Raw genomic sequence first — 16,210 nt, 5'->3', positions numbered from 1 at the left:
AGCAGCCTGGCCGTCCGGAGGCCGTCGTGACCGTCTTCGCTCCCGACTCGCTCGCGCTGAACCGCAAACTGCCGCTGTGGTACCAGGTCTCGCAGTCCCTGCGGGCCTCGATACTCGGCCGCTCCCCCGGCGCGCCCCTGCGCCTGCCGACCGAGGAGCAGCTCGCCGAGCACTACGGCGTCAGCGTGCTCACCATGCGGCAGGCGCTCAAGGAGTTGGAGAACGAGGGGCTGATCACCCGGCACCGGCGGCGCGGCACGTTCATCGAGCCGAACGCCCGCCGCGGGTCCCCCGTGCGGCTGCTCGGCTCGGTGGACGCCATCGTGGCCCAGCAGTCCGGCGAGGAGACCGCGCTGCTGGGCCACGGCCGCCAGGCGGTGCCCGGGGACCTGGCCGAGTACTTCCCGGACCTGACCGAGGCGGTGGCCTACCGGCGGCTGCGTCGCGACCGGGAGACCGGCGAGCCCACCAACTGGGCGGAGAACCTGGTCCGTCCCGAGGTGGCCGACCGCATCGAGCCGGCGGCCCTGGAGCGCTGGCCGATGACGAAGGTGCTGCGCGACGTGGTGGGCGTGCGGATCAGCCGCATCACCGACACCGTCCAGGCCCGGCTCGCCGACCCGGAGACGGCCGATCTCCTCGACGTCCCGCTGCTCAGCCCGATCCTCCACTACACCGGCGTGACCTACGACGACGGCGGCCGGGTGGTGGACGTGGCCCGCATCCACTACCGCGGCGACCGCTTCTCCTTCTCCGTCACCGTGGAGGCCGACTGACCAACGCCCGTAGCATGCGGGCGGTGAGTGCGGTGAACGACATGCTGGACGGCCGGGCGAACGGCGGGACGAGCAGCGGGACGAAGGGCGGCGCGGACGACGGGGCGCCCCGGCTGGACGACCTGATGCCCTGGTCGGTCCGGCCCCTGCGGCCGGGCCGGGAGTGGGTGACGGCCCCCGACGCGCCGACGTTGAAGGCCCGTTGGGCCGCGCTGACGCGCGCACGGGGCGCCGAACGCGAGGCGCTGTTCGGCCCCACCCGCGCCCGCACCCCGCGCAGTCTGGTCCCGCCGCTGCCCGGACCGTTCTCCCGTCCGGGCGGGGGGACGGCCGCCGCCGTCCGGCTCGAGAGGGAGGACGGGCCCTGCCCGGAGCCGGTGCCGGTGCTGCACGGGCTGTACGACCGACAGTGGCTGATACCGGATCACCGCCTCCTCGACGTGGCCCGGCCGGAGCTGTGGCGGGTCGCCGACGAACGGCAGATCCACCTGGTGGAGGCCGGCCCCGCGCCCCGCTCGCCCGCCCCCGAGCCGGCCTTCACCGCGCTGCTGCCGGACGGCCGCTCCCCCACGGGCCGACCGGGCCGCGTCCGGCCGCTCTACCGACGCCCGGGCGGGCGCGAGCCCAACCTCGCCCCGGGTCTGCTCGACCACCTCTCCGAGCGGCTGGGCGTCCCCGTGACGGCCGAGGACCTCCTCGCCTGGACGGCCGTCGCGCTGCGCGCCTCCCCCACCGGGACCACCGTGCCGCTCACCGCGGACCCCGCGGTGTGGCGGGACGGGGTGGCGCTGGGCCGCCACGCGCTGTGGGTGCACACCCGGGGCGCCCGCTGCGGCGACGGCGCCCGCCCGCGCCTGCCCGGCGGACGCCGCCCGTACGTGCGGGCCACGCTGCCCGAGCGGCCCGCCCCGGAGGACCTGCGTCACGACGCGGAGGAGGAGACCCTGTGGGTGGGCGACGGCCGGGTGGCGCCGGTGGCGCGCGGCGCCTGGGAGTTCTCGGTGGGCGGCGTCCGTGTGCTCCGGGCGTGGTTCGAGCGGCGCACGGCCCCGGCGGCGCCCGGCACGCTGGAGGCGGTCCGTCCCGGGGCGTGGCCGCCGGAGTGGACCTCGGACCTGCTGGAGCTGATCACCACGCTCACTCTCCTCGACGGGCTCCGAGGTCCCCGGCGGGAACTCGCCGAGCGGCTGGCGGAGCGGCCCGTCGTCGACACCGAGGAGCTGCGCGGGGCGGGGGTGCTTCCGGTGCCCGCGAGCGCGCGGCGTCCGGCCTCCGTCCTGGATCACCGCGAGGAGGGGCCGGGAGGCCAACTCGCGCTGCTGTGAACCGTCTCGCCGCCGTCCGCCTCTCCGTGCGCGGGAGGTGTGCGGGGGGCGAGGGGGACGCGGAATGTCGTGGGAGAGGCGGGAAGGCGGCGATCAGGGCCGGGCGGCGACGCCCGGCCCTCGGTGGGGAGATCCGGTCGGTTCGTGCACGGCGCCTCCGGCGGTTTGACGGAGGCGCCGTCGTCTCAGGCGTGCCCGCCGAAGAGGGAACGTCGCAGCCGCCGCAGCGGCGCGAACAGCGACACCCGCGCCCCCCGGTTCCTCGACCGGGTGTGCGCGATGTCGCGCCTGGTCAGTTCCCGCATGAGCGAGGCGGCCTCCGCCGTGTCGTCCCGGGGGACGGCGGGGCCCGCCAGCACGCTCAGGTGCCGGTCGAGGCGCGCACTGGTCGCACCGCCCCCGCACTGGATCGCAGGCACACGCGCCCTGCTGCGCACCGTTATCTGTTCCATGACACTCCCCACCCAAACGAGGGCTCCCGGCCCGGGCAGGTTAACCCTATCTCCCGGCCGGACCCCACGGGTATTCCGGTCATCGGATTCACCTTCCCCGCAAGGGGGTTGACGAACACCGTACGAGACAACAGCATCCGATTCACCCGACACGAACGGGAACGGGGGACATCATGGACACGGACCGGCTGCTGGCCGACCGGTACCGCCTCCTCGCCGAACTCGGCCGCGGCGAGACGGGCGTGGTCTGGCAGGCGCGCGACGAGGCGCTGGGCCGCCCGGTCGCGGTCAAGGAGATCCGGGCGGCGGAGGGGCTCTCCCCGGCCGAGGTGCGGCTGTCGTACGCGCGCCTGGAACAGGAGGCCATGACGGCCGGGCGCGTCTCGCACCGCAACGTCACCACCGTCCACAACGTGGTCGTCGAGGACGGACGCCTGTGGATCGTGATGGAACTGGTACGCGGGCTGCCGCTGAGCGCCGTCCTGGAGGTGGAGGGGGCGCTCCCGCCGGCCCGTGCCGCGCGGATCGGCGCGGAGGCCGTCTCGGCGCTGCGCTCCGCGCACGAGGCGGGCGTCGTGCACCGCGACCTGAAACCCTCCAACGTCCTGCTGGGGAACGACGGCAGGGTGGTGCTCACCGACTTCGGCATCGCCCTGGTGAAGACCGGCGCCGCGCGCTCCGGGGAGCCGGTCGGCGAACCGGAGTTCCTCTCGCCGGAGTGCGCCCGCGGGCAGGAGCCGGGGCCGGCCGCGGACCTGTGGGCGCTGGGCGTGCTGCTGTACCTGACGGTGGAGGGCGTCTCCCCGTTCCGCCGCGACACCCCAAAGGAGACTCTGCGCGCCGTCGCCGGGTACGTCGACGGCGCGCTGCCCGCCCCGCGCCGGGCCGGTCCGCTGGGACCCGTGGTGGAGGGGCTGCTGCGCGCGGACCCCGCCGCGCGCATGCCCGCCGCCGAGGCGGAGCGGCTGCTGCGCGTCGCCGCGGCCGGGGGCGCCCCGCGCGCCACCCCGCCGCCGGCCTCCGCCGAGGCACGGCCGCGGCCGGCGGGGGCCGACGTCGAGGACGGCGGCGACCGGGACGGCGACCGGAGCGCGCCGCCGGCCCCCGGCACCGCCCCCGCGCCGCCCGAGCCGTCCTCCCCCTGGGACGCCGACCGGGGTCCGCGCGGGGTGCTGTTGGCCGTCGTCGGGCTGTTGGTCGTGCTGCTGGCCGCCCTCGCCGTGGCCGTCTCCCTCCGCTGACGCCCCGTCGGCACCCCCTCTCCCGGCCCTCTCCGTCCTCGACGCTCCCCCGAGCCGCGCCCGACCGCGTCACAGGACACCCCGAAACCGCGTGCGTCCGGGCCGGTGGTGCCGGATCATGGGCCCATGTGTGCCGACCGCCGCGCAGTGCCGCCCGAGGAGTCGCTGCCCATCCGGCTCAACGTCGACGACAGCGACTCCCCGTCCGATGTGATCGACGCCCTGTTCCTGGGCCGCTTCGCCACCGGCGAGCAGCCGCACTCCCGGGGCCGTTCGCTGGAACGTCCCCGCAAGGACCTGTCGCTGCTGCCGCCGGGGGCCGTCGTGCTCCGGTCGGCGGGTGACGGCGGTCGCAGCGCGACCCTCGCCGAGGGCGACGGCTGGACGGTGCTGGTCTCCCGCTGGAGCCAGGGCGCCGACGTGACCGTGACGGCCGTCAGCGAGGAGCTGGCCGAGCGGACGCTGAAGGCCGCGGTGGACGGCGCCGAGGAGGAGCCCGACCGGCAGCCCGAGGACGTCACCATGGGCTTCTGGTACCACTCGCCCCGACGCGGCCCGTACCGCACCACCCGCCGGATCGCGGCCGGAAGCTGGGAGGAGATCCGCGCCAACTACACCGCGCCGGTCGCCGCGGCCCTGGACGGGCTGATGAAGACCACCCCGGACGACATCATGGGACGGCTGCTGCTCCTGCACGGCCCGCCGGGCACCGGCAAGACCTCCGCCCTGCGGACGCTGGCGCGCTCCTGGCGGGACTGGTGCCAGGTGGACTGCGTCCTCGACCCCGAGCGGCTGTTCAACGAGGTCGGGTACCTGATGGACATCGCCATCGGCGAGGAGGACGAGGAGGCCCAAGGCGGCCGGCGCTGGCGGTTGCTGCTGTTGGAGGACTGCGACGAGCTGATCCGCGGGGAGGCCAAGCACGCGGCGGGCCAGGCCCTGTCGCGCCTGCTCAACCTCACCGACGGTCTGCTGGGCCAGGGCCGCAACGTCCTGGTGGGCCTGACGACGAACGAGGACCTGGAACGGCTGCACCCGGCGGTCGTCCGTCCCGGCCGCTGCCTGGCCCGCGTCGAGGTCGGTCCCCTGACCCGCGCGGAGGCCGTGGACTGGCTCGGCACCGACGAGGGCGTCGGCCGCGACGGCGCCACCCTGGCCGAGCTCTACGCGCTGCGCCGGGGCACCGGCCCGGCCCTGGTGCCGCGAGCCACCCGCGCGGAGGAGGGCATGTACCTGTGACGGCCCCTCACCCGCCCGACGGCGCGTTCGAGCGGGCGGCCGTCGATCGTGTCGCGGCGTTGGTGGAGCGTCGGGCGTGCGGCGAGCGGATCGGATACGTGTGCTTCTGGGGGCACACCCGCCCTCCGCGGCGCGGCGCCTCGGTCGGCCCGTGGTGTCTCAGCCAGTGGTGGCCCGCGCCGTTCACCGTGGACGGCACCGTGTACGCCACCGCCGAGCACTGGATGATGGCCGCCAAGGCCCGCCTGTTCGGCGACGCGGAGGCCGAGGAGCGGGTGCTCGCCGCCGCCGAGCCCGGCGCGGCCAAGGCCGTGGGCCGGACGGTGCGCGGCTTCGACGAGGAGACATGGGCGCGGCACCGCTTCGACATCGTCGTCGAGGGCGGCGTCCACAAGTTCGGACAGCACGCCGACCTGCGCGCGTACCTGTCGGCCACCGGGGAGCGGGTGTTGGTGGAGGCCAGTCCGCTGGACCGGGTCTGGGGCATCGGGCTGACCGCGGACGACGAGCGGGCGGCCGACCCGGCACGTTGGCGGGGGCTCAACCTGCTGGGCTTCGCCCTGATGGAGGCCAGGGCGCGACTGGCGGAGACGACCGGCACGGCGTCGGCGCCCGGTCAGTCCTCCCGGCCGTAGGCGGCGTCCAGGGCGTCCCGGACGGCGGCGAGCGCGGCGGCCCGGTCCAGGCCCAGGCGGCGGACCCGTCCGGCGTACGCCTGCGCCGCCGCGGCGGCCTCCCGGGCGGCGGCGTCCCCCGCGGCGGCGACGAAGGTGCCGTGGCGGCCCCGGGTCTCGATCACGCCGTCCTCCTCCAGAGCCCGGTACGCCTTGGCCACCGTGTTGACCGCCAGTCCCAGCTCCCCGGCGAGCCCGCGCACGGTGGGCAGCCGGTGGCCGACCGGCAGGTCGCCGCTGCGGGCCCGCTCGGCGATCTGCGCGCGCACCTGCTCGTAGGGGGCGGTGGGGGCGGTGGGGTCGACGGTGAGGTTCAGGGGCACGTGTTCTCCCAGTCTCCTGCGGCGGTGCGGCGTCCGATCGGGGTGTCGGGGTGCCGTCCCGATTGTGCCCCAGCCCGGCGGCGCCGGAGGGGTGCGGCGGACGGGCCGGCACACCGCGTCCCGCTCGGCCGGGTGCGGGGACGGGGGTCGGGCCGTCAGGTGCGGCGCAGCCGGCGTCCGACCTCCCCGAGCCCCTCGGCGAGCACGGCGAGCTGATCGCGGTCGAGGACGTCGATGAGCGCCTCGCGCACCGCGGCCACGTGGCCGGGCGCGGCTCGGCGCTGTAGTTCGCGACCGGAGTCGGTGAGCACGGCGAAGACGCCGCGGACGTCGGTGGGGCAGGCACGACGTCGCACCAGACCGCGCCGCTCCAGTTGGCCGACCTGGTAGGTCAGGCCGCTCTTGGAGGTGACCAGCCGGTCGGCCAGCTCGGTCATGCGGATCTCGCCGTCGGGGGCGGCGGCGAGGTGGACCAGGATCTCGTACTGCGGGTGGGACAGGCCCGCCTCGTCCTTCAGTTGCTGTTCCAGCCGCCGGGCGACGCGGTGACTGGCCTCCAGGAAGCCCTGCCAGGCCGCCATCTCCAGCTCGTCCAGCCATCGGGGCTCGCTCATGGCTCCCATCCTACGTGGTTGTTCAAATTCGAACTTCTCGGTACTCTCACCGTGACAAGTAATTCGAATTTGAACCACATGCCCAGGGAGAGACCGCATGTCCGCCCCCACCACCAGCGCCGTCCCCCGCACCGCCGCCCCCGTCGGGGCCGGCGACGCCCCGACGCCCTCGAACTCCGCCCACGACGCCGGACTCCTGCTGCTGCGGATCGCGCTCGGCCTGACCATGGCCGTACACGGCGCGCAGAAGCTTCTCGGCTGGTTCTCCGGCGGCGGCCTCGAAGGCACCGAGATGTTCTTCGCCTCGCTCGGTTACCCGGCTCCGGGAGCGTTCGCCCTGATCGCCGCCCTCACCGAGACCCTGGGCGGCCTCGCGCTCGTCCTCGGCCTGCTCACCCCGCTCGCCGGCGCCGCGGTGCTGGGCACCATGATCAACGCGGTGGCGGTGAAGTGGAGCGGTGGCTTCTTCGCGCCCGAGGGCGTGGAGTACGAGCTCCTCCTCGCCCTGGCCGCCGCCGCCCTCGCCCTCTCCGGGCCCGGCCGCTGGGCCGTGGACCGCGCCCTGCCCGTCCTCCGCTCGCACCGGCTCGTCCACGGCGTCGCCGCCGTGGCGCTGGGCGTCGTGGTGGCGGGCGTCACCCTGCTGCTCCGCTCCTGACCACCCGCACGGCCCCGACCAAGCGGCAGACTCCGCCACACCCGAGAGCAAGAAACGGAAGACACCGCCATGACCTCGTCCACCCAGCCGTCCGCCCGGTCGTCCACCCAGCCGTCCGCCCGCACCCCGGGGGACCGCATGCCCGTGCTGTACCTCAGCCACGGCGCCCCGCCGCTGGCCGACGACGAGCTGTGGACCACGCAGCTCGCCTCCTGGTCCCGCGATCTGCCGCGTCCGAAGGCCGTGCTGATCGTCTCCGCCCACTGGGAGTCGGCCCCCGTGACGCTGGGCGCCACCCGGACCGTCCCGCTGGTCTACGACTTCTACGGCTTCCCCGAGCACTACTACCGGGTCACCTACCCGGCCCCCGGCGCTCCCGAGCTGGCCGCGAAGGTGCGAGGGCTGCTCGCCGGCCCCGGCACCCCGGTGTACGACGCCCCCGACCGGGGCCTGGACCACGGCGCGTACGTGCCGCTGGTCGAGATGTACCCGGACGCCGACATCCCCGTGCTCCAGCTCTCGATGCCCACCCTCGACCCCGAGGAACTGCTGCGGCTGGGCCGCAGGCTGGCTCCGCTGCGCGACGAGGGCGTGCTCATCATCGGCAGCGGCTTCTTCACCCACAACCTGCGCGGTCTGACCTGGGGCGCGGCGCCCGACCAGGCCCCGGGCTGGTCGAAGGAGTTCGACGCGTGGGGTGGCGAGGCCCTGGCCCGGGCGGACCTCGACTCCCTGCTGGACTTCGAACACCGGGCTCCGGCGGGCCGGATCGCCCACCCCCGCAGCGACCACTTCGCGCCGCTGTTCGTCACCCTGGGCGCGGGCGAGGACGACCTGGACACCCAGCGCACCGTCATCGACGGGTTCTGGGCCGGGCTGGCCAAGCGCTCGGTCCAGCTCGGCTGACCCCTCCCCGTCCACCGGCCCCTCCCGTCCGCCGGCCTCCTCCGCGACGTCCCCGAGCCGTCCGGAGAAGGCCGGCGCCGTTCAGGAGACGGGCAGCACCACCAGGCGGTCGGGAGCCGCCGGATCGTGGGCGATGGAGTCCCCGGGCAGATGCCAGTGCAGCGCGAAGCGCGCGCCGGCCCGATAGGCCTCCAGCCCGGCGCGGCAGTACGCGACCATGTCGTCGGGCAGCCCGCCCAGCGGGAACCAGCCCAGCTCCGAGCACTTGTCGGGCTCGGCGTTGACCGGCTCTCGCCCCTGCCCCAACCACGCCTCGAAGAACCACCCCATCCGCGGCGCGCCCCGCGGGGAGCGGTGCTGCATCACCAGGGCGACCCTCAACTCCTCCGGCTCCAGCCGCAATCCGATCTCCTCTCGCGTCTCCCGCAGCATCGCCTCCCGCACGTCCTCGCCGTCCTCGGCGTGCCCGGACGGCGCGTGCAACAGCCCGTCGGCGTAACCGGTGCCACGGCGGCGCGCGAGCAGCACCTCGTCGCCGCGCCGCAGGACGAGGTGGACGTCGACGACCTCGCTGTGCCGCCGGTCCTTCCCGGGAATCCTCATGACGGGGATCATCGCACCGGCCACCGACACCCGCCCCCGTCCGTCGAAGCCCCCTTCCTGTGCCTCCGCTCAACGCCTCCTCAAGAGCGCCTTAAAGATCGCCTCCCGGCGCCGGGAGGCGCCGTACCGCCCGGTCGGCGTGGCTAACGTGCCGGTGACCGGAGCTCGTTCGCGAGGCGGGTGCCGCCGGTTCCCTCAACCCCCCGCCGCCCGCCCGCAGTTGGAGGAGAACCCACGATGACCACTCGCCGCAGGACCGCAGCCGCCCTCGTCGCGGTCGGCGCCGCCGCCCTCGCCCTGACCGTGGCGACCGCCCCGCCCGTCGCGGCGCACGGCTCGATGACCGACCCGGTCAGCCGGGTGGCCGCCTGCCACGCGGAGGGACCGGAGAGCCCGACGTCGGCGGCGTGCAAGGCGCTCGTCGCCGCCGGCGGGACCCAGCCGCTGTACGACTGGAACGAGGTCAACATCGGCGACGCCGCCGGACGCCACCGGCAGATCATTCCGGACGGGAAGCTGTGCAGCGCGGGCCGCGAGAAGTACAAGGGCCTGGACCTGCCGCGTGCCGACTGGCCCGCCACCCCGATGTCCGCCGGCGACCGCACCTTCCGCTACCGGGCCACCGCCCCGCACAAGGGCACGTTCGAGCTCTACATCACCAAGGAGGGCTACGACCCGGCCAAGCCGTTGGCCTGGGCGGACCTGGAGCCGGAGCCGTTCGCGAAGGCCACCGACCCCACCCTGGAGGACGGCTCCTACGTGTTCTCCGGCACGGTGCCCGAGCGGTCCGGCCGCCACCTGGTCTACGCCGTCTGGCAGCGCTCGGACAGCCCGGAGGCGTTCTACGGCTGCTCCGACGTCGTCTTCGGCGGCGCGGGCGGCGACGGCGGCGCGGCCCCCGCCGCCCCGACCGAGGAGCAGATCTCCGAGAGCGCGGAGAAGTCCACCGTGAGCCACGACGGGCACGGCGGCGACGAGCCCGGCGAGAAGGAGGCCGCTGCCCGGTCCGTCCACACCGGCGCCGAGGACGGCGCTCCGGCCGGGGCGGAGCGGGCCGGGCAGGACGACGAGCGGGCCGAACGCCGGGAGGCCGCCGCGCCCGGCGACGCCCCGGTGGACGGCGCCACGCCGAACGGCGCCGCCCGCGCCGCCGAAGAGGGCGTCGCCCTCGCCGACACCGGCGGGGACGACGCCACCACCGCCGTCGCGTTGGGCGGCGCCGCGGCCGTCGTGCTGGGCGGGGCCGTGGTGCTGACGACCGCCCGCCGTCGTGCCGCGGGCGGCCGGCACCGCGCCTGACCGGGCGCGCCCCGACCGCGCCGCCGTCGCCCTCTCCTTCCTCCGGGGCGACGGCGGCGCCGCGCGTCCGGCCCCACTGCGCCAAGGCCGTCGATCGGCCCGACGTGCCGCTGGAGGCGTTGGAGGAGCACGACGGCCCTCGGTACGCCGAGAGGCTCCACGGGTGGGGCCGAGCGGTCACTCGACGGGGTGTCAGGAGAAGTAGGACAGGCAGTTCACCCGGCGGGCGTTCGCCGGGTCGAGGGCGTTGGCCGTCAGATGGAAGGTCAGCCGGTCGACCAATGCGATGGTCAGGTGTTCGGAGAGGTCGGCCGCGCACACGTCCTGGAGGAGGATGTTGCGGACGCCCGGCCCGTCGAGGAACTGGGTGCGCCACGGCGTGACGACCTGGTCGTACCGGGTGGCGATCACGGTGTACTCCACTCCGGGCACGGTGTCGCCGCCCGCGTTGAGCCGACGCAGGAAGTCCGAGCCGGCCACCTGGTCCCGCAGGGCGGGGGTGTGCGTGCCCAGCAGGTGCTCCGCCCCGGGGAAGTGGTCCAGCAGCCGGGTGAGTCCGAGCAGGTCGGTGCCGTGGTTGCTGGGCGCGATGCCGACCAGGGCGTTCACCTTCCCGGCCCCGCCGAGGAACTTCAGGTAGTACCGCGGCATCATCCCGCCCTGGGAGTGGCCGACGATGTCGACCTCGTCGGCCCCGGTCGCCTCCAGCACCCGATCGACGTACGTCGACAGCTCCCGGGCCGACTCCTCGATCGGGCCCAACCCGTGGAAGAAGGGCACGCCCGGGAGCCTGCCGTAGTCGAGGGAGAAGACGCACCAACCGCGCGCGACCAGGTACGGGGCCAGCCCGAGCCAGTTGTCGACGGAGTTGCCGAAGGTGCCGTGCACCAACACCACCGGGCGGGGGTGCCGATCGGAGGGCGTGCAGGAGTAGTCGTTCCAGCCGCCACCGGCGGTGGCGGCAGCCGTGGTGCCCGTGGTGGCCGTGATGGCTGTGGTGCTCGTGGTGGCCGTGACGGCGGCCGTGGGGGGTGCGGCCTGGGCTGTCGTGGGAATCAGCGCGGCGGTCGCGGCGAGCGCCAGCGCCGGGATCAGACAGAGCAATCTCGACGGCAATCTTGACAACAGTCTTGACGGCAGTCTTCGTGCACGTTGCCTGGACGACTTCATGAGGCCTCCTCGCCTCGCACTGTTGCGTTCATGTCAACATACTGGCGGGTAGCACAACGGGCCAGACTCCGTGCGGCACTTCCCCGCCGCACGGGGCTCGGACCGCTCTCAGGCCGTCGGCGCCGGCAGGTCCACCAGCCCGGCCAGCGCGGTGCGGTGGCGGCCCGGGGTGCCCAGGGCGATCTGGTCGGCCTTGGCCCTCTTCAGGTACAGGTGCGCGGGGTGCTCCCAGGTCATCCCGATGCCGCCGTGGAGCTGGACGCACTCCTCGGCCGCCCGCACCGCCGACTCCCCGCAGTGGGAGGCGGCCACCGCGACGGCCACGGGGGCGTCCGGGTCGCCCGTGGCGAGGGCGTCGGCGGCGTACCGGGCGGCGGCCCGCGCGCCCACCACGTCCAGCCACAGGTCGGCGAGCCGGTGCTTGAGGGCCTGGAAGGAGCCGAGCGGACGCCCGAACTGCCGCCTGTCCCCGAGGTACGCGACCGTGCTCTCCAGACACCACTCGGCGATCCCGAGCTGTTCGGAGGCGAGCAGTCCGGCGCCGGTGAGCAGCGCGCGCTCCACCGCCGCCGGTGCCTCCTCGGGCCCGGCCAGCCGCCGGGCGGCGGTGCCGGCGAAGGTGACGTCGGCCAGGGGCCGGGTGAGGTCCAGGGAGGTGCGCGGGACGACGGACAGCGCCGCGGCGCTCGCCTCGACGGCGTACAGCCCCGGTCCGTCCCTCCCCTCGGCGGGGACGAGGAGCACGTCGGCGACCGCGGCGTCCGCCACGGAGGTGACCGTGCCGTTCAGGGTGCCCGCGCCGTCGGCCCGCACGGACGTGGGGAAGGCGCCCGTGCCCGGGGCGGTGGACAAGGGCACCGCCAGGGTGGCGGTGCGCTCACCGGAGGCGAGGTCGGCGAGCAGCCCCGCCGTCTCGTCCTCCCCCGGCAGGGCGAGGAGGGCGGCGGTGGCCAGGACGGCGCTGCCGAGGTACGGCGTGGGCGCGGCGGCCCGGCCCAGCTCCTCCGCCACCACCGCGGCCTCGCGCGCCGAGGCCCCGGCTCCCCCGGCCTCCTCGGGCACGAGCAGGGAGGCCGCGCCCAGGTCGCGGGCGAGGGTCCGCCACAGTTTCCGGTCGTACGGTTCGGAGGTCTCGCAGCGGGCCAGCACGCTCTCGTGCGGGCAGCGGTCGGCCAGCAGCGCGCGGACGCTGGAGCGCAGCTCCTCCTCGATCTCCGAGTAGAGAAGGTCGGTCATCGGGCGAGCTCCTTCCAGGGGACGTCCTTGTCGACGCGCGGCTCGGCGGGCAGTCCCAGCACCCGCTCGGCGATGATGTTGCGCAGGATCTCCGAGGTGCCGCCCTCGATGGAGTTGCCCTTGGCGCGCAGGTAGCGGTAGCCGGCCTCGCGGCCGGTGAAGTCCACGGTCTCCGGGCGGCGCATGGCCCAGTCGTCGTAGGCCAGCCCCTCCTCGCCCAGCAGTTCGACCTCCAGACCGCTGAGCTCCTGTGCCAGCCGGGCGAAGGCGAGCTTCATGCCCGCGCCCTCGGGTCCGGGGTGGCCCGCGGCGAGCTGCTGCCGCAGCCGTTCGCCGGTGAGCCGGACGACCTCGGCGCCCACCCAGCCGGAGAGCAGTCGCCGGTGGAGGTCGTGGGTGCGCAGTTCGGGGCGCTCGCGCCAGGTGGCGGCGACCTTGCCGATCATCCCGCCCTCGCGCGGCATGCGCTGTCCGCCGATGGAGACGCGCTCGTTGTTGAGCGTGGTCTGGGCGACCTTCCAGCCCTCCCCGACCCCGCCCAGGCGGTGGGCGTCGGGGATGCGCACGTCGGTGAGGAAGACCTCGTTGAACTCCGCCTCGCCGGTGAGCTGGCGCAGCGGCCGCACCTCGACGCCGGGGTCGGTCATGTCGCAGACGAAGTAGGTGATGCCCCGGTGCTTGGGGACGTCCGGGTCGGTGCGGGCGATCAGGATGGCCCAGCGGGCGTTGTGGGCGCTGGAGGTCCACACCTTCTGTCCGTTGACGATCCAGTCGCTCCCCTCCCCGCCCTCGCGCACCGCGCGGGTGGCCAGCGCGGCCAGGTCGGACCCGGCCCCGGGCTCGCTGAAGAGCTGGCACCACACCTCCTCGCCGGTCCACAGCGGGCGCAGGAAGCGCTTCTTCTGCTCCTCGGTGCCGAACCGCAGGATCGTGGGGGCGGCCATGCCCAGGCCGATGCCGTTGCGGCGGGGGTCGTTGTCGGGGGCGCCTGCGGCGGCCAGTTCGGCGTCGACGACGGCCTGGAGGGAGCGGGGCGCGTCGAGTCCGCCGAGGCCGTGGGGGAAGTGCACCCAGGCGAGCCCCGCGTCGTAGCGGGCGCGCAGGAAGGCCGACCGGCCGCAGGCGGCGGGGTCCGCTTCGGCGAGCAGCGCCCGGGTGCGGCGGCGCAGCTCGTCCGGGTCGGTCACGGGGGCGTTCGCAGGGGGCACGGGATCTCCTTCACGGACCACGACTAAGCGCTTGCTCATCCTCGCGGCATACCGACCGGTACGTCAACGGTTCCCGCGACGCTTCCGCCCGGCCGACCGCGGGCGACGCCGAAGACCGGCGATTTCACCGATGCGGAGCGGCTCCCTCCGACACCACGATGACGGCTGTTCGACCCCCTCCAGGCAACCCCCTACACACCGGGAGAAGACACCCTCATGGAGCCGCAGCAGCACGACGCCGCCCGGACCGCGGGACGGCCCGAACGCGCTTCCCGCCCCACGTCCCGACACCGTCTGGCGAAGCTGGGCGTGGCACTGACCCTGGTCCTCGGCGGCGCGGGCGCCGCCCTGCCCACCGCCCACGCCTCCCAGAACGCCCCCACCGCCGCCTCGGCCGCGGCGGAGAACCCCTACGAGCGCGGGCCGGCCCCCACGGAGCGGAGCATCGAGGCCCTCCGCGGCCCCTACTCGGTCTCCGAGCAGCGCGTCTCGTCCCTGTCGGTGATCGGCTTCGGCGGCGGGACGATCTACTACCCGACCACCACCAGCGACGGCACCTTCGGCGCCGTGGCCGTCTCGCCGGGCTTCACCGCCGACCAGTCCAGCATGGCCTGGCTCGGCCCGCGTCTGGCCTCCCAGGGCTTCGTGGTCTTCACCATCGACACCAACACCCGGATGGACCAGCCCGCCAGCCGGGGCGACCAACTGCTGGCCGCGCTGGACTACCTCACCCAGCGCAGTTCGGTCCGCGGCCGGATCGACAGCAGCCGGCTGGCGGTCATGGGGCACTCCATGGGCGGCGGCGGCAGCCTGGAGGCCGCCAAGGACCGGCCGTCGCTGAAGGCCGCGATCCCGCTCACCCCCTGGAACCTGGACAAGACCTGGCGCGAGATCACCGTGCCGACGTTCATCGTCGGCGCCGACGGCGACACCATCGCCCCGGTGAGCTCCCACGCCGAGCCGTTCTACGAGAGCCTGCCCTCCTCCACGAACCGGGCGTACATGGAGCTGAACAACGCCACGCACTTCGCGCCGAACGTCTCCAACACCGAGATCGCGAAGTACAGCATCTCCTGGTTGAAGCGCTTCGTGGACGACGACACCCGCTACGAGCAGTTCCTCTGCCCGCTGCCGCGGCCGAACCTCCAGATCGAGGAGTTCCGCGGCAACTGCCCGCACTGACGCGGACACCCGGGGCGCGGGACGGGCCCCGGAACGGGTGGCGGTCGCCGTCGGCGACCGCCACCCGCGCGCAGGGGGCCGACCGCGCGTCACCGACCGCGCGGAATGTGACGTGGGACAAAGAAATTGGCACCTCCGCTTTCGGCAAGGCAGGGTAGGAGGGCTGACGCGCAGCGGGACACCCACGATGAGAAGGAGCCCCATGAGAATCGGGATCGTCGGAGCCACCGGTCAGGTCGGCGGTGCGATGCGCCGGATCCTGGCCGAGCGCAACTTCCCGGTGGAGCAGCTCCGGCTGTTCGCCTCGGCCCGCTCGGCGGGACGGACCGTGCCCTGGAAGGACGGCGAGGTCACCATCGAGGACGCCGCCACGGCCGACTACACGGGGCTGGACATCGTGCTGTTCTCCGCGGGCGGCGCGACCTCCCGCGAGCTTGCGCCGAAGGTGGCCGCCGCCGGGCCCGTCGTGATCGACAACTCCTCGGCCTGGCGGATGGACCCCGAGGTCCCGCTGGTCGTCTCCGAGGTGAACCCGCAGGCCGTCGCCGAGCGTCCCAAGGGCATCATCGCCAACCCGAACTGCACCACCATGGCGGCGATGCCGGTGCTGCGTCCGCTGCACGCCGAGGCCGGACTGACGGCCCTGGTGGTCTCCACCTACCAGGCGGTCTCCGGCAGCGGCCTGGCCGGCGTCGCCGAGCTGGACGAGCAGGTCCGCAAGGCGGTCGAGGGCGACGCCACCCGCCTCGCCGTCGACGGCGCGGCCGTGGACTTCCCCGAGCCGGCCACGTACGTGCGCCCCATCGCCTTCAACGTGCTGCCGATGGCCGGCTCCGTCGTCGACGACGGCCGGAACGAGACCGACGAGGAGCAGAAGCTCCGCAACGAGAGCCGCAAGATCCTCGACATCCCGGAGCTGAGGGTCTCGGGCACCTGTGTGCGCGTCCCGGTCTTCACCGGTCACTCGCTCCAGATCAACGCCCGCTTCGAGCGTCCGATCACCCCGCGGCGCGCCCGGGAACTGCTGGAGGGAGCCCCGGGCGTGGTCCTCTCCGACGTCCCGACCCCGCAGCAGGCCGCCGGCCAGGACCCGACCTATGTGGGCCGGATCCGCGCGGACGAGACCGTGGAGCACGGCCTGTCCCTGTTCTGCTCGAGCGACAACCTCCGCAAGGGCGCGGCCCTCAACGCCGTCCAGATCGCGGAGCTGGTCGCGGCCGAGTCCCGCTGAGGACGCTCCGCCGTCCCCTTCCGCCGCCTCGGTGCCCGCCCCGTCCGGGGCGGGCACCGAGGCGGTGTCGAAT

16 protein-coding genes and 1 pseudogene are annotated in these 16,210 nt (G+C 74.7%); 10 read left to right on the top strand and 7 right to left on the bottom strand.

What is annotated here, in order from left to right; translation table 11 throughout:
- Positions 1-26: 26 nt before the first annotated feature.
- Together IF47_RS0124475 and IF47_RS0124470 are read left to right on the top strand one after the other, a co-directional pair.
- The gene (locus IF47_RS0124475) at positions 27-776 is read left to right on the top strand and encodes a GntR family transcriptional regulator (RefSeq protein WP_031511158.1); all 750 of its coding nucleotides are present in this window, start codon (positions 27-29) and stop codon (positions 774-776) included.
- Positions 777-817: 41 nt separating this feature from the next.
- On the top strand, positions 818-2,101 hold the full coding sequence (locus IF47_RS0124470) for a type ISP restriction/modification enzyme (RefSeq protein WP_051718194.1): 1,284 nt from the start codon (positions 818-820) through the stop codon (positions 2,099-2,101).
- A 185-nt stretch (positions 2,102-2,286) separates the two neighbouring features.
- Here IF47_RS0124470 and IF47_RS0124465 read toward each other — a convergent pair whose 3' ends face one another.
- Positions 2,287-2,553: a hypothetical protein gene (locus IF47_RS0124465; protein ID WP_031511156.1), complete on the bottom strand. Its 267-nt coding sequence runs from the start codon at positions 2,551-2,553 to the stop codon at positions 2,287-2,289.
- A 173-nt stretch (positions 2,554-2,726) separates the two neighbouring features.
- On the opposite strand from IF47_RS0124465, the gene IF47_RS0124460 reads away from it, so the two are divergent.
- The 3 genes from IF47_RS0124460 to IF47_RS0124450 all read left to right on the top strand — a co-directional run bounded on the left by IF47_RS0124460 (position 2,727) and on the right by IF47_RS0124450 (position 5,668).
- Complete coding sequence (locus IF47_RS0124460) at positions 2,727-3,794, top strand: protein kinase domain-containing protein (protein ID WP_051718190.1); 1,068 nt, start codon at positions 2,727-2,729, stop codon at positions 3,792-3,794.
- Positions 3,795-3,920: 126 nt separating this feature from the next.
- Positions 3,921-5,033 carry a DUF5925 domain-containing protein gene (locus IF47_RS0124455; protein ID WP_031511154.1) on the top strand — a complete coding sequence of 371 codons (1,113 nt, stop codon included), beginning with the start codon at positions 3,921-3,923 and terminating at the stop codon, positions 5,031-5,033.
- Positions 5,030-5,668 carry a riboflavin biosynthesis intermediates N-glycosidase gene (locus IF47_RS0124450; RefSeq protein WP_051718189.1) on the top strand — a complete coding sequence of 213 codons (639 nt, stop codon included), beginning with the start codon at positions 5,030-5,032 and terminating at the stop codon, positions 5,666-5,668. Before IF47_RS0124455 ends, IF47_RS0124450 begins: the two co-directional genes overlap by 4 nt.
- Here the strand turns inward: IF47_RS0124450 and IF47_RS0124445 are convergent.
- Both IF47_RS0124445 and IF47_RS0124440 read right to left on the bottom strand, forming a co-directional pair.
- Positions 5,650-6,030 carry a GntR family transcriptional regulator gene (locus tag IF47_RS0124445; RefSeq protein WP_031511152.1) on the bottom strand — a complete coding sequence of 127 codons (381 nt, stop codon included), beginning with the start codon at positions 6,028-6,030 and terminating at the stop codon, positions 5,650-5,652. The two genes, IF47_RS0124450 and IF47_RS0124445, sit on opposite strands and share 19 nt — an antisense overlap.
- A gap of 155 nt (positions 6,031-6,185) precedes the next feature.
- On the bottom strand, positions 6,186-6,644 hold the full coding sequence (locus tag IF47_RS0124440; protein ID WP_031511151.1) for a MarR family winged helix-turn-helix transcriptional regulator: 459 nt from the start codon (positions 6,642-6,644) through the stop codon (positions 6,186-6,188).
- Positions 6,645-6,741: 97 nt separating this feature from the next.
- Between IF47_RS0124440 and IF47_RS0124435 the strand changes: the two genes are divergently transcribed.
- Together IF47_RS0124435 and IF47_RS0124430 are read left to right on the top strand one after the other, a co-directional pair.
- Complete coding sequence (locus IF47_RS0124435; RefSeq protein ID WP_031511150.1) at positions 6,742-7,302, top strand: DoxX family protein; 561 nt, start codon at positions 6,742-6,744, stop codon at positions 7,300-7,302.
- A 138-nt stretch (positions 7,303-7,440) separates the two neighbouring features.
- Complete coding sequence (locus tag IF47_RS0124430) at positions 7,441-8,208, top strand: dioxygenase family protein (protein ID WP_031511149.1); 768 nt, start codon at positions 7,441-7,443, stop codon at positions 8,206-8,208.
- An 81-nt stretch (positions 8,209-8,289) separates the two neighbouring features.
- On the opposite strand, the pseudogene IF47_RS0124425 reads toward IF47_RS0124430, so the two are convergent.
- A pseudogene (locus IF47_RS0124425) lies at positions 8,290-8,790 on the bottom strand (NUDIX hydrolase); the annotation flags it as partial.
- Between the two features lie 258 nt (positions 8,791-9,048).
- Here IF47_RS0124425 and IF47_RS0124420 point away from each other — a divergent pair.
- A complete protein-coding gene (locus IF47_RS0124420) occupies positions 9,049-10,110 on the top strand; it encodes a lytic polysaccharide monooxygenase auxiliary activity family 9 protein (protein WP_031511147.1) in 1,062 nt (353 codons plus the stop codon).
- Between the two features lie 192 nt (positions 10,111-10,302).
- Here IF47_RS0124420 and IF47_RS0124415 read toward each other — a convergent pair whose 3' ends face one another.
- From IF47_RS0124415 to IF47_RS0124405, 3 genes are all read right to left on the bottom strand, one after another.
- Complete coding sequence (locus tag IF47_RS0124415) at positions 10,303-11,280, bottom strand: esterase/lipase family protein (RefSeq protein ID WP_051718188.1); 978 nt, start codon at positions 11,278-11,280, stop codon at positions 10,303-10,305.
- Between the two features lie 108 nt (positions 11,281-11,388).
- A complete protein-coding gene (locus IF47_RS0124410; protein WP_031511145.1) occupies positions 11,389-12,516 on the bottom strand; it encodes an acyl-CoA dehydrogenase family protein in 1,128 nt (375 codons plus the stop codon).
- A complete protein-coding gene (locus tag IF47_RS0124405) occupies positions 12,513-13,703 on the bottom strand; it encodes an acyl-CoA dehydrogenase family protein (RefSeq protein WP_031511144.1) in 1,191 nt (396 codons plus the stop codon). Before IF47_RS0124405 ends, IF47_RS0124410 begins: the two co-directional genes overlap by 4 nt.
- A 237-nt stretch (positions 13,704-13,940) precedes the next feature.
- Here IF47_RS0124405 and bdeA point away from each other — a divergent pair, with 237 nt between their 5' ends.
- Both bdeA and IF47_RS0124395 read left to right on the top strand, forming a co-directional pair.
- Positions 13,941-14,906, top strand: a complete 966-nt coding sequence (bdeA, locus tag IF47_RS0124400) for a bis(hydroxyethyl) terephthalate hydrolase (RefSeq protein WP_106982645.1) — start codon at positions 13,941-13,943, stop codon at positions 14,904-14,906.
- A gap of 202 nt (positions 14,907-15,108) precedes the next feature.
- Positions 15,109-16,137, top strand: coding sequence for an aspartate-semialdehyde dehydrogenase (locus IF47_RS0124395; protein ID WP_031511142.1), 1,029 nt, complete (start codon positions 15,109-15,111; stop codon positions 16,135-16,137).
- The last annotated feature ends 73 nt before the right edge of the window (positions 16,138-16,210 follow it).

The organism is Streptomyces megasporus, from assembly GCF_000718985.1.
Taxonomy (GTDB): domain Bacteria; phylum Actinomycetota; class Actinomycetes; order Streptomycetales; family Streptomycetaceae; genus Streptomyces; species Streptomyces megasporus.
The sequence above is the reverse complement of the archived record's forward strand: the minus strand, read 5'-3'. Positions and strand labels throughout refer to the sequence as shown.